General features: G+C 63.1%; 31 protein-coding genes. 30 read left to right on the top strand and 1 reads right to left on the bottom strand.

Annotation, left to right across the window (positions count from 1 at the left end):
* Positions 1-99 precede the first annotated feature (99 nt).
* Positions 100-2,160 (top strand): FAD-dependent oxidoreductase, encoded by a 2,061-nt coding sequence (locus JQ572_RS31140; protein WP_211386660.1) that lies wholly within the window; start codon positions 100-102, stop codon positions 2,158-2,160.
* 133 nt (positions 2,161-2,293) lie between these two features.
* Positions 2,294-4,303: an ABC transporter ATP-binding protein gene (locus JQ572_RS31135; protein ID WP_211386659.1), complete on the top strand. Its 2,010-nt coding sequence runs from the start codon at positions 2,294-2,296 to the stop codon at positions 4,301-4,303.
* Here JQ572_RS31135 and JQ572_RS31130 read toward each other — a convergent pair.
* Positions 4,240-5,469 (bottom strand): FAD-dependent oxidoreductase, encoded by a 1,230-nt coding sequence (locus tag JQ572_RS31130; protein WP_211386658.1) that lies wholly within the window; start codon positions 5,467-5,469, stop codon positions 4,240-4,242. The genes JQ572_RS31135 and JQ572_RS31130 overlap by 64 nt on opposite strands.
* Positions 5,470-6,158: 689 nt before the next feature.
* On the opposite strand from JQ572_RS31130, the gene rpsL reads away from it, so the two are divergent.
* From rpsL to JQ572_RS30990, 28 genes are all read left to right on the top strand, one after another.
* Complete coding sequence (gene rpsL / locus JQ572_RS31125) at positions 6,159-6,530, top strand: 30S ribosomal protein S12 (RefSeq protein ID WP_007603006.1); 372 nt, start codon at positions 6,159-6,161, stop codon at positions 6,528-6,530.
* Positions 6,531-6,545: 15 nt separating this feature from the next.
* Positions 6,546-7,016, top strand: coding sequence for a 30S ribosomal protein S7 (rpsG, locus tag JQ572_RS31120; protein WP_018322260.1), 471 nt, complete (start codon positions 6,546-6,548; stop codon positions 7,014-7,016).
* Positions 7,017-7,049: 33 nt separating this feature from the next.
* The gene (gene fusA, locus JQ572_RS31115) at positions 7,050-9,122 is read left to right on the top strand and encodes an elongation factor G (RefSeq protein ID WP_211386657.1); all 2,073 of its coding nucleotides are present in this window, start codon (positions 7,050-7,052) and stop codon (positions 9,120-9,122) included.
* Between the two features lie 40 nt (positions 9,123-9,162).
* On the top strand, positions 9,163-10,353 hold the full coding sequence (gene tuf, locus JQ572_RS31110; protein ID WP_200455586.1) for an elongation factor Tu: 1,191 nt from the start codon (positions 9,163-9,165) through the stop codon (positions 10,351-10,353).
* A gap of 82 nt (positions 10,354-10,435) precedes the next feature.
* Complete coding sequence (gene rpsJ / locus JQ572_RS31105; RefSeq protein WP_002712302.1) at positions 10,436-10,744, top strand: 30S ribosomal protein S10; 309 nt, start codon at positions 10,436-10,438, stop codon at positions 10,742-10,744.
* A 53-nt stretch (positions 10,745-10,797) separates the two neighbouring features.
* Complete coding sequence (rplC, locus tag JQ572_RS31100) at positions 10,798-11,511, top strand: 50S ribosomal protein L3 (protein ID WP_211386656.1); 714 nt, start codon at positions 10,798-10,800, stop codon at positions 11,509-11,511.
* Between the two features lies 1 nt (position 11,512).
* Positions 11,513-12,133: a 50S ribosomal protein L4 gene (gene rplD / locus JQ572_RS31095; protein WP_074116741.1), complete on the top strand. Its 621-nt coding sequence runs from the start codon at positions 11,513-11,515 to the stop codon at positions 12,131-12,133.
* Positions 12,130-12,432 (top strand): 50S ribosomal protein L23, encoded by a 303-nt coding sequence (locus JQ572_RS31090; RefSeq protein WP_211386655.1) that lies wholly within the window; start codon positions 12,130-12,132, stop codon positions 12,430-12,432. Before rplD ends, JQ572_RS31090 begins: the two co-directional genes overlap by 4 nt.
* A 12-nt stretch (positions 12,433-12,444) precedes the next feature.
* On the top strand, positions 12,445-13,278 hold the full coding sequence (gene rplB / locus JQ572_RS31085) for a 50S ribosomal protein L2 (RefSeq protein WP_211386654.1): 834 nt from the start codon (positions 12,445-12,447) through the stop codon (positions 13,276-13,278).
* 12 nt (positions 13,279-13,290) lie between these two features.
* Complete coding sequence (gene rpsS / locus JQ572_RS31080) at positions 13,291-13,569, top strand: 30S ribosomal protein S19 (RefSeq protein ID WP_008136357.1); 279 nt, start codon at positions 13,291-13,293, stop codon at positions 13,567-13,569.
* 10 nt (positions 13,570-13,579) lie between these two features.
* Entirely contained in the window at positions 13,580-13,966 is a 387-nt protein-coding gene (gene rplV, locus JQ572_RS31075) for a 50S ribosomal protein L22 (RefSeq protein WP_211386653.1), read from the top strand.
* 18 nt (positions 13,967-13,984) lie between these two features.
* Positions 13,985-14,710 carry a 30S ribosomal protein S3 gene (gene rpsC / locus JQ572_RS31070; RefSeq protein WP_129268065.1) on the top strand — a complete coding sequence of 242 codons (726 nt, stop codon included), beginning with the start codon at positions 13,985-13,987 and terminating at the stop codon, positions 14,708-14,710.
* A gap of 32 nt (positions 14,711-14,742) precedes the next feature.
* Entirely contained in the window at positions 14,743-15,156 is a 414-nt protein-coding gene (rplP, locus tag JQ572_RS31065; protein ID WP_008136349.1) for a 50S ribosomal protein L16, read from the top strand.
* Between the two features lie 5 nt (positions 15,157-15,161).
* Entirely contained in the window at positions 15,162-15,368 is a 207-nt protein-coding gene (gene rpmC / locus JQ572_RS31060; RefSeq protein ID WP_140982250.1) for a 50S ribosomal protein L29, read from the top strand.
* Between the two features lie 13 nt (positions 15,369-15,381).
* Positions 15,382-15,630, top strand: coding sequence for a 30S ribosomal protein S17 (gene rpsQ / locus JQ572_RS31055; protein ID WP_007603028.1), 249 nt, complete (start codon positions 15,382-15,384; stop codon positions 15,628-15,630).
* A gap of 83 nt (positions 15,631-15,713) precedes the next feature.
* The gene (rplN, locus tag JQ572_RS31050; protein ID WP_007603030.1) at positions 15,714-16,082 is read left to right on the top strand and encodes a 50S ribosomal protein L14; all 369 of its coding nucleotides are present in this window, start codon (positions 15,714-15,716) and stop codon (positions 16,080-16,082) included.
* Positions 16,082-16,396, top strand: coding sequence for a 50S ribosomal protein L24 (gene rplX, locus JQ572_RS31045; RefSeq protein ID WP_007603031.1), 315 nt, complete (start codon positions 16,082-16,084; stop codon positions 16,394-16,396). The genes rplN and rplX overlap by 1 nt, the downstream gene beginning before the upstream one ends.
* Complete coding sequence (gene rplE / locus JQ572_RS31040) at positions 16,389-16,946, top strand: 50S ribosomal protein L5 (protein WP_211386652.1); 558 nt, start codon at positions 16,389-16,391, stop codon at positions 16,944-16,946. The genes rplX and rplE overlap by 8 nt, the downstream gene beginning before the upstream one ends.
* A gap of 46 nt (positions 16,947-16,992) precedes the next feature.
* Entirely contained in the window at positions 16,993-17,298 is a 306-nt protein-coding gene (gene rpsN / locus JQ572_RS31035) for a 30S ribosomal protein S14 (protein ID WP_211386651.1), read from the top strand.
* A 14-nt stretch (positions 17,299-17,312) separates the two neighbouring features.
* A complete protein-coding gene (gene rpsH / locus JQ572_RS31030; protein WP_007603034.1) occupies positions 17,313-17,711 on the top strand; it encodes a 30S ribosomal protein S8 in 399 nt (132 codons plus the stop codon).
* A gap of 16 nt (positions 17,712-17,727) precedes the next feature.
* Positions 17,728-18,261, top strand: a complete 534-nt coding sequence (gene rplF, locus JQ572_RS31025) for a 50S ribosomal protein L6 (RefSeq protein WP_027549201.1) — start codon at positions 17,728-17,730, stop codon at positions 18,259-18,261.
* An 11-nt stretch (positions 18,262-18,272) separates the two neighbouring features.
* A complete protein-coding gene (gene rplR / locus JQ572_RS31020; RefSeq protein ID WP_211386650.1) occupies positions 18,273-18,635 on the top strand; it encodes a 50S ribosomal protein L18 in 363 nt (120 codons plus the stop codon).
* Between the two features lie 44 nt (positions 18,636-18,679).
* Positions 18,680-19,270, top strand: a complete 591-nt coding sequence (gene rpsE / locus JQ572_RS31015) for a 30S ribosomal protein S5 (protein WP_211386649.1) — start codon at positions 18,680-18,682, stop codon at positions 19,268-19,270.
* 25 nt (positions 19,271-19,295) lie between these two features.
* Positions 19,296-19,490, top strand: a complete 195-nt coding sequence (gene rpmD, locus JQ572_RS31010; RefSeq protein WP_011088137.1) for a 50S ribosomal protein L30 — start codon at positions 19,296-19,298, stop codon at positions 19,488-19,490.
* A 74-nt stretch (positions 19,491-19,564) separates the two neighbouring features.
* Complete coding sequence (gene rplO, locus JQ572_RS31005; protein ID WP_211386648.1) at positions 19,565-20,050, top strand: 50S ribosomal protein L15; 486 nt, start codon at positions 19,565-19,567, stop codon at positions 20,048-20,050.
* A gap of 150 nt (positions 20,051-20,200) precedes the next feature.
* Positions 20,201-21,532 carry a preprotein translocase subunit SecY gene (gene secY / locus JQ572_RS31000; protein ID WP_211386647.1) on the top strand — a complete coding sequence of 444 codons (1,332 nt, stop codon included), beginning with the start codon at positions 20,201-20,203 and terminating at the stop codon, positions 21,530-21,532.
* Positions 21,529-22,740, top strand: a complete 1,212-nt coding sequence (locus tag JQ572_RS30995; RefSeq protein WP_211386646.1) for a preprotein translocase subunit SecY — start codon at positions 21,529-21,531, stop codon at positions 22,738-22,740. Before secY ends, JQ572_RS30995 begins: the two co-directional genes overlap by 4 nt.
* Positions 22,737-23,606 carry an adenylate kinase gene (locus tag JQ572_RS30990; protein WP_211386645.1) on the top strand — a complete coding sequence of 290 codons (870 nt, stop codon included), beginning with the start codon at positions 22,737-22,739 and terminating at the stop codon, positions 23,604-23,606. The genes JQ572_RS30995 and JQ572_RS30990 overlap by 4 nt, the downstream gene beginning before the upstream one ends.
* Positions 23,607-23,609: the final 3 nt, after the last annotated feature.

The following is a 23,609-nucleotide window of genomic DNA, read 5'->3' as shown; positions in this document are numbered from 1 at the left end:
TTTGTTCATCTTTCCTTCAGGCGCAAAAGCGCTTCTGCTAGGAGAGTTTAGACCGGTGGATCCCGTGACAGGGGCAGGGCCGGAGACCACGGAACTCTCATGCTTGATCTGGCAATCGTAGGCGGCGGCCCCGGCGGGCTGATGAGCGCTTGGTATCTGAAGCGCAAGCTCGGCGATCTCTGCCGCGTCACCATCTACGAGGCATCCGACCGGCTCGGCGGCAAGATCGTCACGCGTAAATTCGATTCCGCGCCCGCGATGTACGAGGCCGGCGTCGCCGAGATCTACGACTACTCGATGACCGGGCCGGATCCGCTGCGCGAACTGATCCAGCATTTCGGCCTGCAGACCATTCCGATGGACGCCGAACAGGTGCAGTTCGGCGGCGAGCTGCTCAACGACGTCGCCGGCATGCGCCGCAAATACGGCGCCAGGACTGCGGCCGCGATCGAGACGTTCCGCGAGCGCTGCGCCGAGGCGATGTCGCCGATCGAATATTACGAAGGCGTCGGCGCGCACGACAACGAGAACCCCTGGGCCTACAAGACCGCCGAGCAGGTGCTCGACGAGGAGGTCGAGGACGAGACCGCAAAGCGTTTCTTCAAGGTGATGGCACGCTCGGACATTGCGACCGAGAGCCACAACACCAACGGCCTCAACGCGCTCAAGAACTATCTGATGGATGTCGACGGCTATATCGGCCTCTATTCCATCCAGAACGGCAACGAGCAGCTGATCGAGTGCCTGCAGTCGGAGGTCAATGCCGACATCCAGCTCAATCACCGCGTGCTCACCGTCGGCAAGGCGCCGACGGGCCGCTACCAGCTCAAGATGATGAACGGCAAGGGCCCGGAGACGCGCGACTTCGATCTCGTGCTGGTCTGCCTGCCGCATTCCTGGCTTGCCACCATGGGCTGGGAGGGCGAGCAGCTCCGCAAGTCGATGGTCAAGCACGTTTCCTATTTCGACCGCCCCGCGCATTATTTGCGCGTCTCGATCCTGTTCGACACGCCGTTCTGGGGCGACAAGATCACGGGCGCCTGGTTCATGTCGGAGGCCTTCGGTGGCTGCTGCGTCTACAACGAAGGCGCGCGTCACGACGTCGGCAACCACGGCGTACTGAACTGGCTGATTCCGGGCTCCGACGCGCTGGCCTTCGCCAATCTCTCCGACCAGGAGCTGATCGACGCCGCGCTGAAATCGCTGCCGGCCTCGCTCGGCGATGCGCGTTCGCATGTCATGGAGGGCAAGATCCACCGCTGGCTGTCGTCGGTGAACGCGATTCCGGGCGGCTTGCCCGTGCGCGACGTCATGACCAATCACCGGCCCGAGCCGAAAGAGCATCCCGGAATCGTCGTGGTCGGCGACTATCTGTTCGACTCGACGCTGAACGGTTTGCTCGACTCCTCGGACGCGGCGACCGACATCATCCTGACCGAGATGATGCGCCTCCGCCGCGAGCGTTCGCAGGACGACAAGCCGCTGTCCGACAAGATCGATCGCGACTATTTCGCAAACTATCGCGGCCTCGGCCCCTATAGCGAGGCGTGGCGTCACTTCACCGATCCGGATTACCTCACCAGGCTGATCGGCATCGTCTGGGGCAAGACCAAGGGTGCCAAGCTATTGGTCGCGGGCTCGGCCAGCGGGGAGCTGGTCGGCGCACTGCGCGATCGCGGCTTTGATGCCTTCGGCATCGAGAACAACCGCGCGATCCACGCCAAAACGCCGAAAGCGCTGAAGAAGTATAACAAGCTCGGCTCGATCACCGACATGCCGTTCAAGGACGGCGCGTTCGACTTCGTGTTCGAGACCAGCCTCTGCCACGTTTCCCCGAAGCAAGTGGTCCGCGGGATCCGGGAGCTGAACCGCGTGGTCAAGACCGGCCTCGTGTTCGGCTCGATCACCTCCGACATGGCCTCGACGGTCATCGACCGCTACGACCTGTTGCGCGGGGTCAGGAAGCTCGGCACTTGGTGGGAATGGTCCGAACTGTTCTTCGGCAACGGCTTCGACCTGTCGATGCACCGCAAGGATTGCACCGACGCGCTCTGGGAGGCGACGCTCGCCGCCAACAAGGGCCCGGGCCAGTGGTACGCCGACGCCGACAGCTTGCGCTATTCCTTCTTCGACAAGGTCGAAGACGAGGACGAGGAGTAGCGGCAAGGACCGAGCCGGATTCGCCATTTGCTTTGCCGAATTCATTCTGATCGCATAGAATCGGTGCAATAGCGGTTTCCGCTATTTTCTGCTTTCTCTGCGGTCATGCCGGCCGTCAGCATCGGTTGGTTTCATGGCGTCCAGGCCTCCTTCTCCCGACAAAAAGAAGCTTGCTGCGGAAGAGGCGGCCGAGCTCGACGACAAGCTCGCCCCCGTCAAGCCCGACCTCGAAGACGACGAGGACGACGAAGACGAGGAGGATGACGAGCTGGAGCTCGACGACGACGATGAGGACGAGGATCTTGTCGTCTTTACCGCGCGCGAGGCTGCCGGCGCGCTCGCGACCATCCTGGGTTTCGTCAAACCCTTCCTGGTCAACTACAAGCGGATGCTGTCCTTCGTGGCGTTCGGCGTCTTCGTCGAGACGCTGTTCAACGTCATCATGCCGCTCAGCCTGAAGTACCTGATCGACGACGCGCTCGGCGAGGAGGATTTTCACGCGCTGTACAAGATCCTCGGGGTGCTCGCGGTCGCCGGCATCTTCACCTCGATCGTCGCGGTCTGGTACGAGCGCTGGGATGCGCGGCTGGCCGCCTGCATCATTTCCGATGTCCGCAAACGGCTGTTCGAGCATGTCCAGGACCTGCCGGCGGCGTATTTCGGCCGCACCAAGCGCGGCGAGATCCTGTCGCGCTTTTCCGTCGACCTCTCGGCCTTCGAAGGCTCGGTCAAGACCTTTGCCAACAGCGCGGCGCTGCCGTTCCTGGAATTGATCGCCGGCATTATCCTGATGCTGTTCCTGAACTGGCAGCTGGCGGCGGTCGCGCTGCTGGTGTTCCCGATCACGCTGATCGGCCCGCGCATGCTCACTCCGAAGGCGGTGCAGGCCAATTACGAGCAGAAGCTGAACGAGAGCGCGCTGCTCGGCATGGTGCAGGAAAACGTCGCTGCGCAGGCCGTGATCAAGGCGTTCAGCCTGCAGCGCAGGATGTTCGGCTTCTTCGCTTTCCGCAACGACGAGACGCGCAACAGGATCGCCTCGGCCGCGTTCCTGTCGACCATGGTGGAGCGCACGGTCACCATCTCGGTGCTGCTCCTGCACCTCGTGGTGCTCGCGATCGGCGCCTATCTGGCGACCAAGGGCCAGATCACCATCGGTACTTTCGTCACCTTCGAGAGCGCGTTCTGGGAGGTCTCCTACAACATCGCCCACGTCATGCACTTCATTCCGGTGTCGATCTCTTCGGCCGCCGCGATCCGGCACATTCAGGAGCTGCTCGACGAGCCGACGCGCGGGGCCGATCGTGCCGGTGCGCCGGACCTGCCGCGCATCACCCACGACATCACCTTCGACCGCGTGACGTTCCAGTACGAGGGCAGCCAGACCCCGGTGCTGGACAATCTCAGCCTCAAGCTCGACGTCGGCAAGCGCATCGCCATCGTCGGTCCCTCAGGTTCCGGCAAGAGCACGCTGCTCAATTTGATCCTGCGACTCTACGTGCCCGACGAGGGCCGCGTCACTATCGACGGGGTCGACGTCCGCAAGGTGACGCTGGATTCGCTGCGCCGGAGCATGGCGGTCGTGTTCCAGGAGAACATGCTGTTCAACATGTCGATCCGCGAGAACATCCGCCTCGGCAAGGAAGGCGCGACCGACGAGGAGGTCGAGGAGGCGGCCAGGAAGGCCGAGATCCACCGCTACATCATGAGCCTGCCGCAGCGGTACGACACGCCGGTGGGCGAGCGCGGCGATACCCTCTCGGGCGGCCAGCGCCAGCGGGTCGCGATCGCGCGCGCGGTCATCCGTAATCCTTCCGTGCTGCTGCTGGACGAGGCTACCTCGGCGCTCGACCAGACCACGGAAGCCGCGATCAACCGTACGCTGCTCAAGGTCGCCAAGGGTCGCACCGTGATCTGGTCGACTCACCGCCTGACCTCGGTGGTCGAGATGGACGAGATCATCGTGATTTCAGGGGGCAGGGCGATCGAGCGCGGCTCGCATGCCGAGTTGCTGGCGAAGAACGGCACCTACCGCAAGCTGTGGAACGACCAGATCCACCAGCCGCATGGCACGGCGGCTCAGGCCGGCGACGACAGCGACGAGGATGAAGACGACCTCGACGAGGACGACGAGGAGGAGTGACCGAGGAAGTTCGGCTCCAGATGGACAGCTCCTCCAAGAGGCCGCAGCAGCCCCTGAACCGACCAGGCAAGGAAGCGTGCCCAGCGCTGCGCCGCCCAGTAGGGGCTCGTCGCGATCGATACTGAACGGAAGTCGAATGCCTTCGCCGCCGACCATTCGTCGCACGCCCGCTTGACCGGATCGGCATAGAAAGCGGCGATCTTGTCGGTATCCATCCCGTCGGAGGCGAGCCATTGCGGGATGTAGACATTGCAGAGTCGCTCGACGTCGGTGAAGACCTTGTCGCAGCCGGTGCCGGCGGCAGGGCAGGAGGTCGCGAAGGCATCGCCCACCAGCACGAGGCCGGGCTGGCCGCTTGCGTCGTTCACATAGAGATCGACCGGGCGGATCTTGATCTCGCCGGGAACGTCGAATGCGCCGGTGATGCGCTTCAGCCGCGGCAGCGCGGCGTTCAGCGTCTCGGCCGGCGCCCGGCGCAATTCATGCAGCCAGGGATCGTCGAAGCCGCGGTAGACGAACAGATTGGCGCGCATCCTCGCCCCGATCGGAAACAGCGTGAGGTAGGGGATGCGGTCGCTCGGCCGTTCCGAGAAATAGGTCAGCGCCGGGAAGTCGAACGAATTCCGTCCCGCCGGCACCACGTCGAACCCGATTGAGATCGAGTGGCAGGCGCTGATGACTGTTCGCGCGATGCCGAGCTGGCGGCGCAGGCCGACATTGAGGCCGTTGGCGAGCACGACCAGCCGGGCCGAGACCACCTCGTCGTTGGAGAGCGTGATCTTCTGCCGTTCCGGGCTCGTCTCGACCGAGACGGCCTTGGCGCAGATTCGCTCGACGCTGGCAGCGATGTCGTCGCGGACGGTGTTAACGAGGGAATCGTAGAGGATGTTGAATTGGCGGCTGGGGGCCTTGTCGAGGAGTTGGCCGAAGCGGGCGATCCAGTTCTTGCCGACGAAGGTCGCGCGGCGCAGCACCGATTCGGCGATTCCGGTCTTCAGGAATCGCTCGACCTGCACGTGACCACTGAGTTTTTCGACTCGAAAGTCCGCCGGATAGCTCTCATGCGGATCGATCAGGACAGTCGAAATACCGGCGCGGCCGAGCATCGCGGCGGCGGTCGAGCCCGAAAGTCCTCCGCCGATGATGGCAATATCGGTGTAGCGCATGGCGTAAATCTCGGCGAAGGGGGCAGATTGACGCCTCAATCGGAAAGAAAGCCTTAGCAAGGGTAATAAAAGTATATTTTATCCGGGTGTAATTATATTTTGAGGTGGCCGAACCTGCGCTGCGTTCCCATATGGGAAAGGCTTGGTGAGCGCGGCAAACTGGCAAATTCCATAGGCGCGAGAAGCGTTTTGTGACTGTCGTTTCGCCTTGACTTGATCGACTCCCACTTATAGAAAGCGCCTCACTTAACGACAGGCGGTGAGCATCGCCAACGTCGGAACGGGCCACCCGTTGACCTCCAAGGTTCTGTGAACCCCCAAGGGTCGCTAAACACGGGCACCAACCTCGACGAATGCCGCTCAAACGCTGTCGATCATAGCTAGGCAATGCCAGTGCGATTTTAGTTCTCTTGAGCAAGCTCTCTCGAGATCGAATTCGGATGCATGACCTCGGTGCGCGGACCGCAGCTTCAAGCTGACCGGTCTGAATATCGCGGTCCTCTGTGGCGTCGTAACGCTTTCCGCTCAGTGATGGTGCGGTTGGCGCAATTTCGCTTTGTGCGGATTGTCCCGCGGAAGGTGGCCTCGTCGGGCGGGTAGCTCGAAAGAATTTGCGGACCCGGTGACGGGCCGCGGCAAGACAGCGGACCCGCAAGGGGCCGCGGCAGAACACAAAGGGTAAGGCCAGGATGCCGACGATCAACCAGCTGATCGCTCAACCGCGGGAAGTGCAGAAGTCGCGCAAGAAGGTGCCGGCGCTGCAGCAGTCGCCGCAGAAGCGCGGCGTTTGCACGCGCGTTTACACCACGACCCCGAAGAAGCCGAACTCGGCGCTTCGTAAGGTTGCCAAGGTGCGCCTGACCAACGGCTTCGAGGTGATCGGCTACATCCCTGGTGAGGGCCATAACCTCCAGGAGCACTCGGTGGTCATGATCCGCGGCGGCCGCGTCAAGGACTTGCCCGGCGTGCGCTACCACATCCTCCGCGGCGTTCTGGATACCCAGGGCGTCAAGAACCGTAAGCAGCGTCGTTCGAAGTACGGCGCCAAGCGTCCGAAGTAAGCGGGAACCAAGCCTATGTCTCGTCGCCACTCAGCGGAAAAGCGCGAAGTTCTGCCGGATCCGAAGTTCGGGAACATCATCGTCACCAAGTTCATGAACTCGGTGATGTACGCCGGCAAGAAGTCGGTCGCCGAAGGTATCGTCTACGGTGCGTTCGGCATCATCGAAACCAAGACCAAGCAGAACCCGCTCGGCGTGTTCGAGCAGGCGCTCGAGAACGTCATGCCGACCATCGAGGTGCGCTCCCGCCGCGTTGGTGGCGCGACCTACCAGGTTCCGGTCGAGGTTCGCTCGACCCGCCGGCAGGCGCTGGGCATCCGCTGGCTGATCTCCGCTGCGCGCGATCGCAACGAGAAGACCATGACCGAGCGGCTCTCGGCGGAGCTTCTGGACGCGTCGAACAACCGCGGGAACGCCGTCAAGAAGCGTGAAGACGTGCACCGGATGGCGGAAGCCAACCGCGCCTTCTCGCACTATCGCTGGTAACGGCGACACACCCGGACTTGCAAGGAACGACTCATGCCCCGCCAACATGCCATCGAGGATTACCGTAACTTCGGTATCATGGCGCATATCGACGCCGGCAAGACCACGACGACCGAGCGCATCCTCTATTATACCGGCAAGAGCCACAAGATCGGCGAAGTGCACGAAGGTGCTGCGACGATGGATTGGATGGAGCAGGAACAGGAGCGTGGCATCACGATCACCTCGGCTGCCACCACCGCGTTCTGGGCCGGCAAGCGCCTGAACATCATCGACACTCCCGGCCACGTCGACTTCACCATTGAAGTCGAACGTTCGCTGCGCGTGCTCGACGGCGCCGTTTGCGTGCTCGACTCGAACCAGGGCGTCGAGCCCCAGACCGAGACCGTCTGGCGCCAGGGCGACAAGTACAAGGTTCCGCGGATCGTCTTCGCCAACAAGATGGACAAGACCGGCGCCGACTTCTTCAAGTGCCTGTCCGACATCGTCGATCGCCTCGGTGCCAAGCCGATCGCGATCCAGCTTCCGATCGGCGCCGAGAACAACTTCAAGGGTCTCGTCGACCTCGTGAAGATGAAGGGTATCGTTTGGAACGATGAATCGCTCGGCGCGAAGTTCGACTATGTCGACATTCCGGAAGATCTCGTCGAGCAGGCCAAGGAATATCGCGAGAAGATGGTGGAAGCCGCCGTCGAACTCGACGACGACGCATTGGCCGCCTTCCTCGACGGCAACGAGCCGGACGAAGCGACGCTGAAGCGGTTGATCCGCAAGGCGGTGCTTACCGGTGCGTTCTATCCCGTGCTGTGCGGCTCGGCCTTCAAGAACAAGGGCGTGCAGCCGCTGCTCGACGCCGTCGTCGACTATCTGCCGTCGCCGATCGACGTCCCCGCGATCAAGGGCACCGACGACCGCGGCAACGAGGTCGTGCGCAAGGCCGACGACAAGGAGCCGCTCGCGCTGCTCGCGTTCAAGATCATGGACGACCCGTTCGTCGGCACCATCACCTTCTGCCGCATCTACTCGGGCGTCCTGCAGAGCGGCACCGGCGTCGTGAACTCGACGCGCGAGAAGAAGGAGCGCATCGGGCGCATGCTGCTGATGCATGCGAACAACCGCGAAGACATCAAGGAAGCCTATGCCGGCGACATCGTCGCGCTGGCGGGCCTGAAGGAAGCGCGCACCGGTGACACGCTGTGCGATCCCGACAAGCAGGTGATCCTGGAGAAGATGGAATTCCCCGAGCCGGTCATCGAGATCGCGATCGAGCCGAAGTCCAAGGCCGACCAGGAAAAGCTGGGCGTGGCGCTGGCCAAGCTCGCCGCGGAGGATCCGTCCTTCCGGGTGTCGACCGACCAGGAGTCCGGCCAGACCATCCTCAAGGGCATGGGCGAACTCCATCTCGACATCAAGGTCGACATCCTCCGGCGTACCTACAAGGTCGACGCCAACATCGGCGCGCCGCAGGTTGCGTTCCGTGAGCGCGTCACCAAGAGGGCCGAGGTCAAGTACACCCACAAGAAGCAGACCGGCGGTACCGGTCAGTTCGCGGAAGTGTCGATCGTGGTCGAGCCGAACGAGCCCGGCAAGGGTTACGAGTTCGAGTCCAAGATCGTCGGCGGTGCGGTTCCGAAGGAATACATCCCCGGCGTCGAAAAGGGCCTCAACAGCGTGATGGGCTCTGGTGTCGTCGCGGGCTTCCCCGTGGTCGACGTCAAGGTTCAGCTCGTCGACGGCAAGTATCACGACGTCGACTCGTCGGCGCTCGCCTTCGAAATCGCATCGCGCGCGGCGTTCCGCGAAGCGCTGCAGAAGGGAAAGTCCGTCCTGCTCGAGCCGATCATGAAGGTCGAAGTGGTGACCCCGGAAGACTACACCGGCTCGGTCATCGGCGACCTGAATTCCCGGCGCGGTCAGATCCAGGGTCAGGACATGCGCGGCAACGCCAACGTCATCAACGCGATGGTGCCGCTCATGAACATGTTCGGTTACGTGAACAACCTGCGCTCGATGAGCCAGGGTCGCGCGACCTTCACCATGCAGTTCGACCACTACGCAGAAGCGCCGGCCAACGTGTCGGCAGAAGTCCAGAAGAAGTTTGCCTGATTGTCGTCGGTTGAAAGCTGACGATTGAACGGAGAGTCAAATGGCCAAAGCAAAGTTTGAACGTAACAAGCCGCACTGCAACATCGGCACCATCGGTCACGTTGACCATGGCAAGACGTCGTTGACCGCGGCGATCACCAAGGTTCTCGCCGAAGCCGGCGGCGCGACGTTCACCGCGTACGACCAGATCGACAAGGCGCCGGAAGAGAAGGCGCGCGGCATCACGATCTCGACCGCGCACGTCGAGTACGAGACGCCGAACCGCCACTACGCCCACGTCGACTGCCCCGGCCACGCTGACTACGTGAAGAACATGATCACCGGCGCCGCCCAGATGGATGGTGCGATCCTGGTCGTGTCGGCCGCTGACGGCCCGATGCCGCAGACCCGCGAGCACATCCTGCTCGCCCGCCAGGTCGGCGTGCCCGCGCTCGTCGTGTTCCTCAACAAGTGCGACATGGTCGACGATCCGGAGCTGCTTGAGCTCGTCGAGCTCGAAGTCCGCGAACTGCTCTCGAAGTACGAATTCCCGGGCGACAAGATCCCGATCATCAAGGGTTCGGCACTCGCCGCTCTCGAAGATTCGGACAAGAAGCTCGGCCACGACGCCATCCTCGAGCTGATGAAGAACGTCGACGAGTACATTCCGCAGCCGGAGCGTCCGATCGACCAGCCGTTCCTGATGCCGGTTGAAGACGTGTTCTCGATCTCGGGTCGCGGTACCGTCGTGACCGGCCGTGTCGAGCGCGGCATCGTCAAGGTCGGCGAGGAAATCGAGATCGTCGGTCTGCGTGCGACCCAGAAGACCACCGTCACCGGCGTCGAAATGTTCCGTAAGCTGCTCGATCAGGGCCAGGCCGGCGACAACATCGGTGCGCTGCTCCGCGGCACCAAGCGCGAAGACGTCGAGCGCGGTCAGGTGCTGGCGAAGCCGGGTTCGGTCAAGCCGCACACCAAGTTCAAGGCCGAGGCTTACATCCTCACCAAGGAAGAGGGCGGCCGCCACACCCCGTTCTTCACCAACTACCGTCCGCAGTTCTACTTCCGCACCACCGACGTGACCGGTGTCGTGCATCTGCCGGAAGGCACCGAGATGGTGATGCCGGGCGACAACATCGCGATGGAAGTGCACCTGATCGTGCCGATCGCGATGGAAGAGAAGCTCCGCTTCGCGATCCGCGAAGGCGGTCGCACCGTCGGCGCCGGCGTCGTCGCCTCGATCATCGAGTAATTACGAGAATAGGGATCGGCGAGTAGCGAATGGAGACATTCGCTATTCGCTATTCGCCACCCACTGAAGAAAGACCACGGCAATGAACGGCCAAAACATTCGTATCCGGCTCAAGGCGTTCGACCATCGTATCCTCGATACGTCGACCCGCGAGATCGTGAACACGGCGAAGCGCACCGGCGCGCAGGTCCGCGGACCCATTCCGCTGCCCACCCGCATCGAGAAGTTCACCGTCAACCGTTCGCCGCACGTCGACAAGAAGAGCCGCGAACAGTTCGAGATGCGCACCCACAAGCGTCTGCTCGACATCGTCGATCCGACCCCGCAGACCGTCGATGCTTTGATGAAGCTCGACCTGGCCGCCGGTGTCGACGTCGAGATCAAGCTCTAAGATTTTTGGATCACGTTCGCGACTAGCGGACAGAAAGAACAGGAAGCACGCCGATGCGCTCCGGAGTGATCGCACAAAAGGTCGGGATGACGCGGGTCTTTACAGAGGCCGGCGAACATATCCCCGTGACCGTGCTGAAGCTCGGCAATTGCCAGGTCGTAGGCCACCGCACTGAAGAGAAAAACGGTTACGTCGCGCTCCAGCTTGGTTCTGGCAGCCGCAAGACCGTGTACATGCCCAAGGCGGAGCGCGGCCAGTTCGCTGTCGCCAAGGTCGAGCCGAAGCGGCAGGTCGAGGAATTCCGCGTCTCCGCGGATGCCATGATCCCTGTCGGCGCCGAGATTCTCGCCGACCACTTCGTGGTCGGCCAGTTCGTCGACGTCACCGGCACCTCGGTCGGTAAAGGCTTCGCCGGCGGCATGAAGCGCTGGAACTTCGGCGGTCTGCGCGCTACGCACGGCGTGTCGGTCTCGCACCGCTCGATCGGTTCGACCGGCGGCCGTCAGGACCCCGGCAAGACCTGGAAGAACAAGAAGATGCCCGGCCATATGGGTGTCGACCGCATCACCACGCTCAACCTTCGAGTCGTCCAGCTCGATGTCGAGCGCGGCCTGATCCTCGTCGAAGGCGCCGTTCCCGGCTCCAAGGGCGGCTGGATCCGCGTGCGCGACGCCGTCAAGAAGCCGCTGCCTAAGGAAGCTCCGAAGCCCGGCAAGTTCAAGGTTGCTGGCGAAGCGGAAGCCGCCCCGGCTGCGCAGGAGGCGTGAGATGGAATTGAAGGTCACCACCCTCGAAGGTAAGGAAGCCGGCTCGGTCCAGCTCTCCGATACCATTTTCGGTCTCGAGCCGCGCCAGGACATCATTGCACGTTGCGTGCAGTGGCAGCTCAACAAGCGCCAGGCCGGCACGCACAAGGCCAAGGGCCGCGCCGAGATCTGGCGCACCGGCAAGAAGATGTACAAGCAGAAGGGCACCGGCGGTGCTCGTCACGGCTCGGCCCGCGTGCCGCAGTTCCGCGGCGGCGGCCGGGCCTTCGGTCCGGTGGTGCGTTCGCACGCCACCGACCTGCCGAAGAAGGTCCGCGCGCTGGCTCTAAAGCATGCGCTCTCGGCCAAGGCCAAGGACGGCGATCTCGTCGTGATCGACAAGGCCGCGCTGGAAGCCGCCAAGACCAAGGCGCTGCTCGGCCACTTCTCGGGTCTGGGGCTCACCAACGCCCTGATCATCGACGGCGCCGAGCTCAACAACGGCTTTGCGGCTGCGGCCCGCAACATTCCGAACATGGACGTGCTGCCGATCCAGGGCATCAACGTCTATGACATCCTGCGCCGTCAGAAGCTCGTTCTGACCAAGGCCGCCATCGATGCGCTGGAGGCGCGCTTCAAATGACGAAGAACATCGAGCCTCGCCACTACGACGTGATCCTGTCGCCGGTCGTGACCGAAAAGGCGACGATCGCCTCGGAGCACAACAAGGTGCTGTTCAAGGTGGCCGCGAAGGCGACCAAGCCGCAGATCAAGGAAGCGATCGAGAAGCTGTTCGACGTCAAGGTCAAGAGCGTCAACACGCTGGTCCGCAAGGGCAAGACCAAGATCTTCCGCGGCAATCTCGGCTCGCAGTCGAACACCAAGCGCGCGATCGTGACCCTCGAAGAGGGCCACCGGATCGACGTCACCACCGGTCTGTAAGGTCGTACGACGATGGCACTGAAGACATTCAATCCCACGACGCCGGGCCAGCGCCAGCTGGTCATGGTCGATCGTTCGGCGCTCTACAAGGGCAAGCCGGTCAAGGCGCTCACCGAAGGCAAGCACTCCTCGGGCGGCCGCAACAACACCGGTCGCATCACCGTGCGCTTCCGCGGCGGTGGTCACAAGCGGACGCTGCGCGTCGTCGACTTCAAGCGTGACAGGCTCGATGCGCCCGCGACGGTCGAGCGGCTGGAATACGATCCGAACCGCACCGCGTTCATCGCGCTCGTCAAGTACGAGGACGGCACCCAGGCCTATATCCTGGCGCCGCAGCGCCTGGCCGTCGGCGATTCCGTCGTTGCCGGCAACTATGTCGACGTGAAGCCGGGCAACGTCATGCCGCTCGGCAACATGCCGGTCGGCACGATCATCCACAACATCGAGGTCAAGATCGGGAAGGGCGGCCAGCTGGCCCGTTCCGCGGGCACCTATGCCCAGCTCGTCGGTCGCGACCATGACTACGTGATCATCCGCCTGAATTCGGGCGAGCAGCGCCTGGTGCACGGCCGGTGCCGCGGCACGATCGGCGCGGTGTCGAACCCGGATCACATGAACACGTCGATCGGCAAGGCCGGCCGCAACCGTTGGCTGGGCCGCAAGCCGCACAACCGCGGCGTTTCGATGAACCCGATCGACCATCCGCACGGCGGTGGTGAAGGTCGTACCTCGGGCGGTCGCCACCCGGTCACTCCGTGGGGCAAGCCGACCAAGGGCAAGAAGACCCGCAGCAACAAGTCGACCAACAAATTCATTCTCCTAAGCCGCCACAAGCGGAAGAAGTAAGGAACGCCGGACATGGTTCGTTCAGTCTGGAAAGGCCCGTTCGTCGAGGGTTCTCTGCTCAAGAAGGCAGATGCCGCGCGCGCGTCCGGCCGTCACGACGTCATCAAGATCTGGAGCCGTCGCTCGACGATCCTGCCGCAGTTCGTCGGCCTGACCTTCGGCGTCTACAACGGTCAGAAGCACGTGCCCGTGGCCGTCAACGAGGAAATGGTCGGTCACAAGTTCGGTGAGTTCTCGCCGACCCGGACCTTCCATGGCCACTCCGGGGACAAGAAAGCCAAGAAGGCTTGAGGATTAAACGATGAGCAAACCTAAGCGCGAACGGAGCCTCGCCGAGAACGAGGCCAAGGCGGTCGCCCGGATGCTGCGGGTGAGCCCGCAGAAGCTCAACCTGGTCGCCCAGCTCATTCGCGGCCGGAAGGCGGCTGCTGCGCTCGCCGACCTGCAGTTTTCGCGCAAGCGGATCGCGGTTGACGTGAAGAAGTGCCTGGAATCGGCTATTGCCAACGCCGAGAACAACCACGACCTCGACGTCGACGATCTCGTCGTGGCGCAGGCCTTCGTCGGCAACGGCCTCGTGATGAAGCGCTTTGCCCCCCGCGGCCGTGGCCGCTCGGGCCGTGTCTACAAACCATTTTCACAGCTGACGATCATCGTTCGTCAGGTCGAAGCCGAAGCAGCGGCTTAAGGGACGCAGGAGAAAACGATGGGTCAAAAGATCAATCCGATCGGCCTGCGTCTGGGCATCAACCGGACCTGGGATTCGCGCTGGTTCGCCGGCAAGCAGGAGTACGGCAAGCTGCTGCACGAGGATGTCAAGATCCGCGAGATCCTGCACAAGGAGCTCAAGCAGGCGGCCGTCGCCCGCATCGTGATCGAGCGTCCGCACAAGAAGTGCCGCGTCACCATCCACTCGGCTCGTCCGGGCGTGGTGATCGGCAAGAAGGGTGCCGACATCGACAAGCTTCGCAAGAAGGTCGCGGACATCACCTCGTCCGACGTCGTCATCAACATCGTCGAAATCCGCAAGCCGGAGCTCGATGCGACGCTGGTGGCCGAATCGATCGCGCAGCAGCTGGAGCGCCGCGTGGCGTTCCGCCGCGCCATGAAGCGCGCCGTTCAGTCGGCGATGCGTCTCGGCGCGGAAGGCATCCGAATCAACTGCTCGGGACGTCTGGGCGGTGCGGAAATCGCGCGTATGGAATGGTACCGCGAAGGTCGCGTGCCGCTGCACACGCTGCGTGCCGACATCGACTACGGCGTTGCGACCGCGTTCACGACCTTCGGCACCTGCGGCGTCAAGGTCTGGATCTTCAAGGGCGAGATCCTCGAGCACGATCCGATGGCCCAGGACAAGAGAATGGCCGAAGGCGAGACCAGCGGCGGTGGTGATCGCGGTGGCCGTGGGCGCCGTGACAACGCTGCGGCCTGACGCCAGCACAGAGAATTTGAGGGCTTGAAGCCATGATGCAACCTAAGAAAACGAAGTTCCGGAAGGCGCATAAGGGCCGTATCCACGGCGTTGCGTCTTCGGGTGCGACGTTGGCCTTCGGCCAGTTCGGCCTGAAGGCGACCGAGCCTGAACGCGTCACCGCGCGCCAGATCGAAGCCGCTCGCCGCGCGCTGACCCGCCACATGAAGCGTGCGGGCCGCGTCTGGATCCGCGTGTTCCCGGACGTTCCGGTGTCGAAGAAGCCGGCCGAAGTCCGCATGGGCTCCGGCAAGGGTTCGCCGGAACTGTGGGTCGCGCGCGTCAAGCCGGGCCGGGTGCTGTTCGAGATCGACGGCGTCAACACCCAGACGGCGCGTGAGGCGCTGACCCTGGCGGCCGCCAAGCTGCCGATCAAGACGCGCTTCGTCGAGCGCATTGCGGAGTAATGGCCATGGCACAGATGAAGATCGAAGACATCCGCGCGATGAGCCCCGACCAGCAGGATGACGCCATCCTGAACCTGAAGAAGGAGCGCTTCAACCTGCGCTTCCAGCGTGCCACGGGGCAGCTCGAGAACACCTCGCGCCTGCGCGAGGCTCGTCGTGACATCGCCCGGATCAAGACCGTCGCCGCGCAAAAGCGCGCGAAGAAGAAGTAAGAGGCTTACGAAGATGCCGAAACGTACTTTGCAGGGCGTGGTCGTCAGCGACAAGCAAGCCAAGACCATCGTGGTGCGCGTTGATCGCCGCTTCACGCACCCGATCTACAAGAAGACGATCCGTCGTTCGAAGAACTACCACGCGCACGACGAGAGCAACGAATTCAAGCCGGGCGACATGGTGTGGATCGAGGAATCGAAGCCGATTTCGAAGTTGAAGCGCTGGGTCGTGATCCGGGGCGAACACAAGAAAAGCGCCTGATCTGTTGGCTTTAGCCGACTGACTTCAGGGAAATGTTGAGCGCCGGCTGGGCTGGCGCAAAGAGAAGAGGACGAGGTGCATCAATGATTCAGATGCAGACCAACCTCGACGTGGCCGATAATTCTGGCGCACGCCGTGTCATGTGTATCAAGGTGCTCGGGGGCTCCAAGCGCCGCTACGCCACGATCGGCGACATCATCGTCGTCTCGATCAAGGAAGCGATTCCGCGTGGCAAGGTGAAGAAGGGCGACGTGATGAAGGCCGTCGTGGTGCGCGTCCGCAAGGACATCCGCCGCGCCGACGGTTCGGTCATCCGCTTCGACCGCAACGCCGCCGTTCTGATCAACAACCAGTCCGAGCCGGTCGGCACCCGTATCTTCGGGCCCGTGCCGCGCGAGCTGCGCGCCAAGAATCACATGAAGATCATCTCGCTCGCGCCGGAGGTGCTGTGATGGCTGCGAAGATCCGCAAGGGCGACAAGGTCGTCGTGCTGACCGGTCGCGACAAGGGCCGCACCGGCGAGGTGTTCGAGGTGCGTCCCGACGCCGGCACGGCCCTGGTGCGCGGAATCAACATGGTCAAGCGTCACCAGAAGCAGACGCAGGCCCAGGAGGGCGGCATCATCTCGAAGGAGTCGCCGATCCAACTGTCTAACATCGCGTATGTCGGCAAGGATGGAAAGCCGACCCGCGTCGGATTCAAGATTCTGGCGGACGGCAAGAAGGTCCGCATCGCCAAGAGCTCGGGAGCTGAGATCGATGGCTGAGGCCGCTTACACGCCGCGCCTGCGCGCGGAATACGACGCGAAGATCCGCACCTCCATGACCGAGAAGTTCGGTTATGAGAACGTGATGCAGGTTCCGCGCCTGGACAAGATCGTGCTGAACATGGGCGTTGGCGATTCCGTCAACGACCGCAAGAAGGCCGAGACGGCAGCCGCCGAGCTGACCCAGATCGCCGGCCAGAAGGCGATCGTGACCTACTCGCGTATCGCGATCGCGACCTTCAAGCTGCGTGAGAACCAGCCGATCGGCTGCAAGGTCACGCTGCGCAAGGCCCGCATGTACGAGTTCATCGATCGCCTGGTGACGGTCGCGCTGCCGCGCGTCCGCGACTTCCGCGGCCTGAACCCGAAGAGCTTCGACGGCCGCGGCAACTACTCGCTCGGCATCAAGGAGCACATCATTTTCCCCGAGATCGACTTCGACAAGGTCACGGAAGCCCGCGGTATGGACATCACCGTCTGCACCACGGCCAAGACCGACGAAGAGGCGAGGGCCTTGTTGACCGCTTTCAATTTCCCGTTCCGGCAGTGAGACGCTGACCTAAAGCCTCTCAAACGCGGATACCCAGGAGCCAAGCATGGCAAAGAAGAGTTCAATCGAGAAGAACAACCGGCGCAAGCGGATGACGAAGAACGCCGCCCCGAAGCGCGCGCGGTTGAAGGCGATCATCGCCGACAAGACGCTGCCGATGGAGGAGCGGTTCGCCGCGACCCTGAAGCTGGCGGAAATGCCGCGCAACTCGTCGGCGACCCGCATCCGTCTGCGTTGCGAGCTGTCGGGCCGTCCGCGCTCGATCTACCGCAAGAACAAGCTGTCCCGTATCGCGCTGCGCGAGCTTGGCTCCAAGGGCATGGTCCCGGGCCTCGTGAAGTCCAGCTGGTAAGGAGGGTCGTTTAGATGTCTACGCACGATCCAATCAGCGATCTGATCACCCGTATCCGCAACGCGCAGATGCGCTCCAAGAACAAGGTCTCCACGCCTGGCTCGAAGATGCGCGAGAACGTCCTCGAAGTGCTGAAGAGCGAGGGCTACATCCGCGGTTACGCCACGCTCGAGCATTCCTCGGGCCGCAGCGAGATCGAGATCGAGCTGAAGTATTTCGACGGCGAGCCCGTCATCCGCGAGATCGAGCGGGTCTCCAAGCCTGGGCGTCGCGTTTACGCCTCGGTGAAGAACCTGCCGCGGGTCAACAACGGACTCGGCATTTCGGTGTTGTCGACGCCGAAGGGAATCATGGCCGACCACAGTGCGCGTGAAGCGAACGTGGGCGGTGAAGTTCTCTTCACGGTGTTCTGAGAAGGATTTTTGATCCATGTCACGTGTTGGCAAAAGGCCTGTTGCGGTGCCGTCGGGTGTGACCGCGACCGTCGATGGGCAGACCGTCAAGATGAAGGGGCCGAAGGGCCAGCTTCAGTTCGTCGTCCATGACGACGTCGAGGTGAAGCTCGAGAACGGCCAGGTGAAGGTGAACCCGCGGGTCGAGACCAATCGCGCGCGGGCGCTGTACGGCACGGCTCGCGCCCAGGTCGCGAATCTGGTCGAAGGCGTCACCAAGGGCTTCGAAAAGAAGCTCGAAATCACCGGCGTCGGTTACCGCGCCGCGATGCAGGGCAAGAACCTGCAGCTCGCGCTCGGCTACAGCCACGATGTGGTCTACGCGATCCCGGAAGGGATCACGATCACCGTGCCGAAGCCGACCGAGATCACGGTGACCGGCAGCGACATCCAGCGCGTCGGCCAGGTCGCCGCCGAGATTCGCTCCTATCGTCCGCCGGAGCCCTACAAGGGCAAGGGCGTGAAGTATGTTGGCGAATTCATCTTCCGCAAGGAAGGCAAGAAGAAGTAACGGAGCCGGTCATGACGAAAGCCAAGGTTACGAATGCCCGGCGCAAGCGGAGTGTGCGGCTCAAGTTGCGCCGCTCCGGTGGCGGCCGTCCGCGTCTGTCGGTGTTCCGCTCGTCCAAGCACATCTACGCCCAGGTCATCGACGATCTGAAGGGCGAGACGCTGGCCTCCGCCTCGTCGCTCGAGAAGTCGATGCGCGACGGCGGCAAGACCGGCGCCGACATCGATGCGGCGAAGGCGGTCGGCAAGCTGCTGGCCGAGCGCGCCGCCGAGAAGGGCGTCAAGGAAGTCGTGTTCGATCGCGGCAGCTATCTCTATCACGGGCGCGTCAAGGCTCTTGCCGACGCGGCGCGTGAGAGCGGGCTGAGCTTCTAACAGAATTTGAGGATTGAGGCGTAAGCCTCTGAAGGATTGGAAAAATGGCAGAACGCGAACAACGTGGTGGACGCGATCAACGCGGCGGACGTGACCGTCAGCAGCGCGAGGAGCGCGACAGCGAGTTCGTCGACAAGCTCGTTCACATCAACCGCGTGGCCAAGGTCGTCAAGGGCGGCAAGCGCTTCGGTTTCGCAGCGCTGGTCGTGATCGGCGACCAGAAGGGCCGCGCCGGTTTCGGTCACGGCAAGGCGCGCGAAGTGCCCGAGGCGATCCGCAAGGCAACCGAGTCCGCCAAGCGCAACCTGACGCGCGTGTCGCTGCGCGAGGGCCGTACGCTGCATCACGACATCGCCGGCCGTCATGGCGCGGGTCGTGTCTACCTGCGTGCAGCTCCCGCGGGTACCGGCATCATCGCCGGCGGTCCGATGCGCGCCGTGTTCGAGACGCTCGGCGTCCAGGACGTGGTGGCGAAGTCGATCGGCTCGTCGAACCCCTACAACATGGTGCGCGCGACCTTCGATGCGCTGAAGCACCAGGATTCGCCGCGTTCGGTCGCAGCCCGCCGCAACATCAAGGTCTCCACCCTTCAGGCCCGTCGCATCGGCGGCGATGCCGAAGTGGCTGCTGACTAACGGAAGCTTTTCGGAGTAGACCACGATGGCCAAGGCCGCAAAGACGATCAAGCTCGAGCAGACCGGCAGCGCGATTCGCCGCCATCACTCGCAGCGTTCGACGCTGATCGGGCTCAAGCTCAACAAGATCGGCCGCACCAGTGAACTGCCGGATACCCCGGCGGTCCGCGGCATGATCGAGAAGGTTCACCATCTCGTCCGCATCGTCGACGAGAAGTAAGCAAGGGCGCGCGATCCCGAAGTCCGGCACCGGCTTTCGGCGAAGATCATGCGCAAGAAACAAGGAGAAGGGCGATGAAGCTCAGCGATATCGCCGACAACGCCGGCTCGCGCAAGAAGCGTATGCGCGTCGGCCGCGGCATCGGTTCCGGCAAGGGCAAGCAATCCGGCCGCGGTGGCAAGGGCCAGACCGCGCGTTCGGGCGTGCGCATCAAGGGTTTCGAAGGCGGCCAGATGCCGTTGCATCGCCGTCTGCCCAAGCGCGGCTTCAACAACATCTTCCGCATCGAGTTCGCCGAGATCAATCTCGACCGGCTCCAGGAAGCGGTCGATGCCAAGAAGATCGATGCCGGCAGCGTCGTGAATGTCGAGGCCCTGGTGAAGGGCGGCGTGCTGCGTCGCCCCAAGGGCGGGCTGCGGCTGCTCGGCCGCGGCGAGCTCAAGTCCAAGCTCAACATTGAAGTGCACGGCGCCACCAAGACCGCGATTGCCGCGGTCGAGAAGGCCGGCGGTTCGGTGAAGATTCTCGCCCCTGCCAAGGAAGAAGGCGAGGCGGCGTAACAACTGCGTCATTGGCCCGCGGCTCGCGGGCCTTTACGCATGTGGGACGTGGACTTATCGAAGCCGAGCCCCAGATAATGTCCGGCGTCCGCTATATAGTAGCCCGGCCGCGGGCATGACGGCGCAACAGGCGGCGGGAGAAAGTCCAAGATGGTCTCTGCAGCGGAACAACTGGCAGCCAATCTCAATTTCGGCGCGTTTGCCAAGGCCGACGAGCTGAAGAAGCGCATCTGGTTCACCCTGGGTGCGCTGCTCGTTTATCGGCTCGGGACCTACATCCCGCTGCCCGGCATCGATCCCAACATCTGGGAGCAGGTGTTCCGCTCCCAGGCGGGCGGCATCCTCGGCATGTTCAACATGTTCGCCGGCGGCGGCATCCACCGCATGGCGATCTTCGCGCTGAACATCATGCCGTACATCTCGGCCTCGATCATCATCCAGCTCCTCACCACCGTCTCGCCGCAGCTCGAGGCGCTGAAGAAGGAAGGCGAGGCCGGCCGCAAGCTGCTGAACCAGTACACCCGCTATCTCACGGTCATCCTGGCCGCGTTCCAGTCCTACGGCATCGCCGTGGGCCTCGAGGGCGCCGGCAACGTCGTCAGCGACCCCGGCATGTTCTTCCGCCTGTCCACGGCGATCACGCTGACCGGCGGCACCATGTTCCTGATGTGGCTGGGCGAGCAGATCACCTCGCGCGGCATCGGCAACGGCATCTCGCTGATCATTCTCTCCGGCATCGTCGCCGAGCTGCCGGCGGCGCTCGCCAACATGCTCGAGCTCGGCCGTCAGGGGGCGATGTCGACCGGCCTGATCCTGGTCGTCATCATCATGGCGGTCGCCGTGATCGCCTTCATCGTGTTCATGGAGCGCGCCCAGCGCCGGCTCTTGATCCAGTATCCCAAGCGCCAGGTCGGCAACAAGATGTTCGAAGGCCAGTCCTCGCATCTGCCGCTCAAGCTCAACACCTCGGGCGTGATCCCGCCGATCTTCGCGTCCTCGCTGCTGCTGCTGCCGACCACGGTTGCGAATTTCAACGCGGGCAAGGGACCGGAATGGTTCCAGTGGATCACGACCCAGCTCGGCCACGGCCGGCCGCTGTTCCTGATCATGTATCTCGCGCTGATCGTCTTCTTCGCGTTCTTCTACACCGCGATCGTGTTCAACCCGACCGAGACCGCGGACAATCTGAAGAAGCACGGCGGCTTCATTCCGGGCATCCGCCCCGGTGAGCGCACGGCGGAATATATCGACTACGTGTTGTCGCGCATCACCGTGCTCGGAGCGGTCTATCTGGCGATCGTCTGCTTGATCCCGGAGATCCTGATCTCCTACGCCTCGGTGCCGTTCTACTTCGGCGGCACATCGCTGCTGATCGTCGTCAGCGTCACCATGGACACGGTGGCGCAGGTGCAAGGCTATCTGCTGGCCCATCAGTATGAGGGCCTGATCCGTAAGTCGAAGCTGCGCGGCCGCCGTAGATGAGCAGGGAGCTCGCGCGCCGGATCGCTTTCACGATTGGCGTGCTGCTCCTTTTCAGGCTGGGCACCCAGATCCCGTTCGCAGGGATGGGTGCTTCGAGCCTGTCGTTCTCCGCCGAGCATGTGGGCCGCTTTTCGATCTTTGCACTCGGTATCTTTCCTTATCTGAGTGCTGCGATCGTCATTCGGCTTCCTTCGCTGGTATGGCAGGGCCTGAGCTCGCTCGAGAGGTCGGGCGAGCGCGGCCGGCGCAGGATCTCCGGCTACACGCTGATCCTGACTTTCGCGTTTGGGGCCTTCCAGGCCTACGGCTACGCCTCGGCCGTCCGGACAATTCCGGCACTGGTTCCCAATCCGGACGAATGGTCCGTGCTCGCGGCCACGGCCTCGGTCGTCGGTGGTGTGTTCGTCCTGATCTGGCTCAGTGAACAGATCACCCGCCACGGCATCGGCAATGGTCTGGCGCTGCTGCTCAGCGTCAATTTTCTGGTTCATATCCCGGGCGACGTTGCCGGCATCGCAGGCCTGCTGCAGAGCGGTGAAATCTCCGGCGATCTCGTGCTGGTCCACGCCGTCTTCTGGTTCGCGCTCGTCGCCCTGATCGTCTTTGTTGAGGGCGCGCGACGGAATGTCCGGGTCGAGTTCGCCGAACGCAAAGTCGGCGAACGTCTGCTGCCCGCGTGCTCGGCGGTTCTTCCGATCAAGATCAACAACGCCGGCTTTCTGGTGCCGGCCACCGTGGCGCCGTGGATCTGGTTTCTGCCGCTGGCTGGCCTGACCTACATCTTTGGTGCCGATACGCCATGGGTCGCCGCCGCCTACCGGCAACTTGAGCTTGGCACGCTGGCGCACGTGGTCCTCGGATCGGTTGCGGTCTTCGTGCTTGCGTTCGTCTACACCGCCTATGTGGTCGATCCCGAGCACACGGCCCAATCCTTGGCTGCACGCGACGGCAGCATCACCGGTGTCGCACCCGGCGAGGCGACGGCCGGCTATCTCGATCGCGTCGTATCATTGACGACGGTCGTCGGAGCCGTCTACCTGACGGCATTGCAGTTGATTCCGGAGGTCTTCGAGCTTTACCGGATCGGGCTGCCTTATAGTATGATCATCGATGGTGGTGCGGCGCTGGTTGTGGTTTGCACCGCTCTTGATATCAAAACACAGGTGCGCGACGTATCGCTCACCAATCCGGGGGGCGTACGCCGATGAGAATTATACTTCTGGGACCGCCGGGATCGGGCAAGGGGACCCAGGCGCAGCGGCTGGTACAGCGCTACAGCATCGTCCAGCTTTCGACCGGTGAGATGTTGCGCGCGGCCGTGGCGGCGGGAACGCCGGTCGGGCTCAAGGCCAAGGAAATCATGGCCAGCGGCGGCCTCGTTCCCGACGAGGTCGTGGTCGGAATCATCTCCGATCGCATCGACCAGCCGGACGCGAAGAACGGTTTCATCCTCGACGGTTTCCCGCGCACCGTGCCGCAGGCCGAGGCGCTGGACGAGTTGCTCAAGCACAAGCACCTCAAGCTCGACGCGGTGATCGAGCTCCGCGTCAACGAGAGCGCGCTGCTGAACCGTGTCGAGACCCGCGTTGCCCAGATGCGGGAGCGCGGCGAGGAGGTCCGGATCGACGATACCCCGGAGGTCCTGACCAGGCGTTTAGCCAGCTACCGCAACCAGACGGAACCCCTGATTCACTACTATTCCGAGCGGCGGAAGCTCTCGACCATCGACGGCATGATGGCCATCGACGAGGTGACCCGCGCCATCCACCGCCTGCTCCTGGCGCTCGGGGCGGTCGAGCCCAAGACGCATGCCCGCAGTGCGGCCAAGACGGGCCCCGCCAAGACGACGGCCAAGAAGGCCAAAGCGGCCAAAAAGCCGGTGAAAACAGCCAAAAAGGCTGCGAAATCCGCCAAAAAGGCCACCAAGAAGGCCGTGAAGGGTGCCAAGAAGGCGGCCAGGAAGACCGTCAAGAAGGCGACAAAGAAGGCGGCCAAAAAGACGGTCAAGAAGGCCGTCAAAAAGGGTGCCAAAAAGGCCGCAAAAAAGGTCACGAAAAGGCGAGCCAAGCGCTAGCGG

It is taken from the genome of Bradyrhizobium sp. SZCCT0153 (assembly GCF_018129995.1).
Lineage (GTDB): Bacteria > Pseudomonadota > Alphaproteobacteria > Rhizobiales > Xanthobacteraceae > Bradyrhizobium > Bradyrhizobium japonicum_G.
The sequence above is the reverse complement of the archived record's forward strand: the minus strand, read 5'-3'. Positions and strand labels throughout refer to the sequence as shown.

Excerpts from the sequence above, each read along its gene's own strand:
- JQ572_RS31140 (WP_211386660.1), top strand. The coding sequence starts at position 100 with ATGCTTGATCTGGCAATCGTAGGCGGCGGCCCCGGCGGGCTGATGAGC.
- JQ572_RS31135 (WP_211386659.1), top strand. The coding sequence starts at position 2,294 with ATGGCGTCCAGGCCTCCTTCTCCCGACAAAAAGAAGCTTGCTGCGGAA.
- JQ572_RS31130 (WP_211386658.1), bottom strand. The coding sequence starts at position 5,469 with ATGCGCTACACCGATATTGCCATCATCGGCGGAGGACTTTCGGGCTCG.
- rpsL (WP_007603006.1), top strand. The coding sequence starts at position 6,159 with ATGCCGACGATCAACCAGCTGATCGCTCAACCGCGGGAAGTGCAGAAG.
- rpsG (WP_018322260.1), top strand. The coding sequence starts at position 6,546 with ATGTCTCGTCGCCACTCAGCGGAAAAGCGCGAAGTTCTGCCGGATCCG.
- fusA (WP_211386657.1), top strand. The coding sequence starts at position 7,050 with ATGCCCCGCCAACATGCCATCGAGGATTACCGTAACTTCGGTATCATG.
- tuf (WP_200455586.1), top strand. The coding sequence starts at position 9,163 with ATGGCCAAAGCAAAGTTTGAACGTAACAAGCCGCACTGCAACATCGGC.
- rpsJ (WP_002712302.1), top strand. The coding sequence starts at position 10,436 with ATGAACGGCCAAAACATTCGTATCCGGCTCAAGGCGTTCGACCATCGT.
- rplC (WP_211386656.1), top strand. The coding sequence starts at position 10,798 with ATGCGCTCCGGAGTGATCGCACAAAAGGTCGGGATGACGCGGGTCTTT.
- rplD (WP_074116741.1), top strand. The coding sequence starts at position 11,513 with ATGGAATTGAAGGTCACCACCCTCGAAGGTAAGGAAGCCGGCTCGGTC.
- JQ572_RS31090 (WP_211386655.1), top strand. The coding sequence starts at position 12,130 with ATGACGAAGAACATCGAGCCTCGCCACTACGACGTGATCCTGTCGCCG.
- rplB (WP_211386654.1), top strand. The coding sequence starts at position 12,445 with ATGGCACTGAAGACATTCAATCCCACGACGCCGGGCCAGCGCCAGCTG.
- rpsS (WP_008136357.1), top strand. The coding sequence starts at position 13,291 with ATGGTTCGTTCAGTCTGGAAAGGCCCGTTCGTCGAGGGTTCTCTGCTC.
- rplV (WP_211386653.1), top strand. The coding sequence starts at position 13,580 with ATGAGCAAACCTAAGCGCGAACGGAGCCTCGCCGAGAACGAGGCCAAG.
- rpsC (WP_129268065.1), top strand. The coding sequence starts at position 13,985 with ATGGGTCAAAAGATCAATCCGATCGGCCTGCGTCTGGGCATCAACCGG.
- rplP (WP_008136349.1), top strand. The coding sequence starts at position 14,743 with ATGATGCAACCTAAGAAAACGAAGTTCCGGAAGGCGCATAAGGGCCGT.
- rpmC (WP_140982250.1), top strand. The coding sequence starts at position 15,162 with ATGGCACAGATGAAGATCGAAGACATCCGCGCGATGAGCCCCGACCAG.
- rpsQ (WP_007603028.1), top strand. The coding sequence starts at position 15,382 with ATGCCGAAACGTACTTTGCAGGGCGTGGTCGTCAGCGACAAGCAAGCC.
- rplN (WP_007603030.1), top strand. The coding sequence starts at position 15,714 with ATGATTCAGATGCAGACCAACCTCGACGTGGCCGATAATTCTGGCGCA.
- rplX (WP_007603031.1), top strand. The coding sequence starts at position 16,082 with ATGGCTGCGAAGATCCGCAAGGGCGACAAGGTCGTCGTGCTGACCGGT.
- rplE (WP_211386652.1), top strand. The coding sequence starts at position 16,389 with ATGGCTGAGGCCGCTTACACGCCGCGCCTGCGCGCGGAATACGACGCG.
- rpsN (WP_211386651.1), top strand. The coding sequence starts at position 16,993 with ATGGCAAAGAAGAGTTCAATCGAGAAGAACAACCGGCGCAAGCGGATG.
- rpsH (WP_007603034.1), top strand. The coding sequence starts at position 17,313 with ATGTCTACGCACGATCCAATCAGCGATCTGATCACCCGTATCCGCAAC.
- rplF (WP_027549201.1), top strand. The coding sequence starts at position 17,728 with ATGTCACGTGTTGGCAAAAGGCCTGTTGCGGTGCCGTCGGGTGTGACC.
- rplR (WP_211386650.1), top strand. The coding sequence starts at position 18,273 with ATGACGAAAGCCAAGGTTACGAATGCCCGGCGCAAGCGGAGTGTGCGG.
- rpsE (WP_211386649.1), top strand. The coding sequence starts at position 18,680 with ATGGCAGAACGCGAACAACGTGGTGGACGCGATCAACGCGGCGGACGT.
- rpmD (WP_011088137.1), top strand. The coding sequence starts at position 19,296 with ATGGCCAAGGCCGCAAAGACGATCAAGCTCGAGCAGACCGGCAGCGCG.
- rplO (WP_211386648.1), top strand. The coding sequence starts at position 19,565 with ATGAAGCTCAGCGATATCGCCGACAACGCCGGCTCGCGCAAGAAGCGT.
- secY (WP_211386647.1), top strand. The coding sequence starts at position 20,201 with ATGGTCTCTGCAGCGGAACAACTGGCAGCCAATCTCAATTTCGGCGCG.
- JQ572_RS30995 (WP_211386646.1), top strand. The coding sequence starts at position 21,529 with ATGAGCAGGGAGCTCGCGCGCCGGATCGCTTTCACGATTGGCGTGCTG.
- JQ572_RS30990 (WP_211386645.1), top strand. The coding sequence starts at position 22,737 with ATGAGAATTATACTTCTGGGACCGCCGGGATCGGGCAAGGGGACCCAG.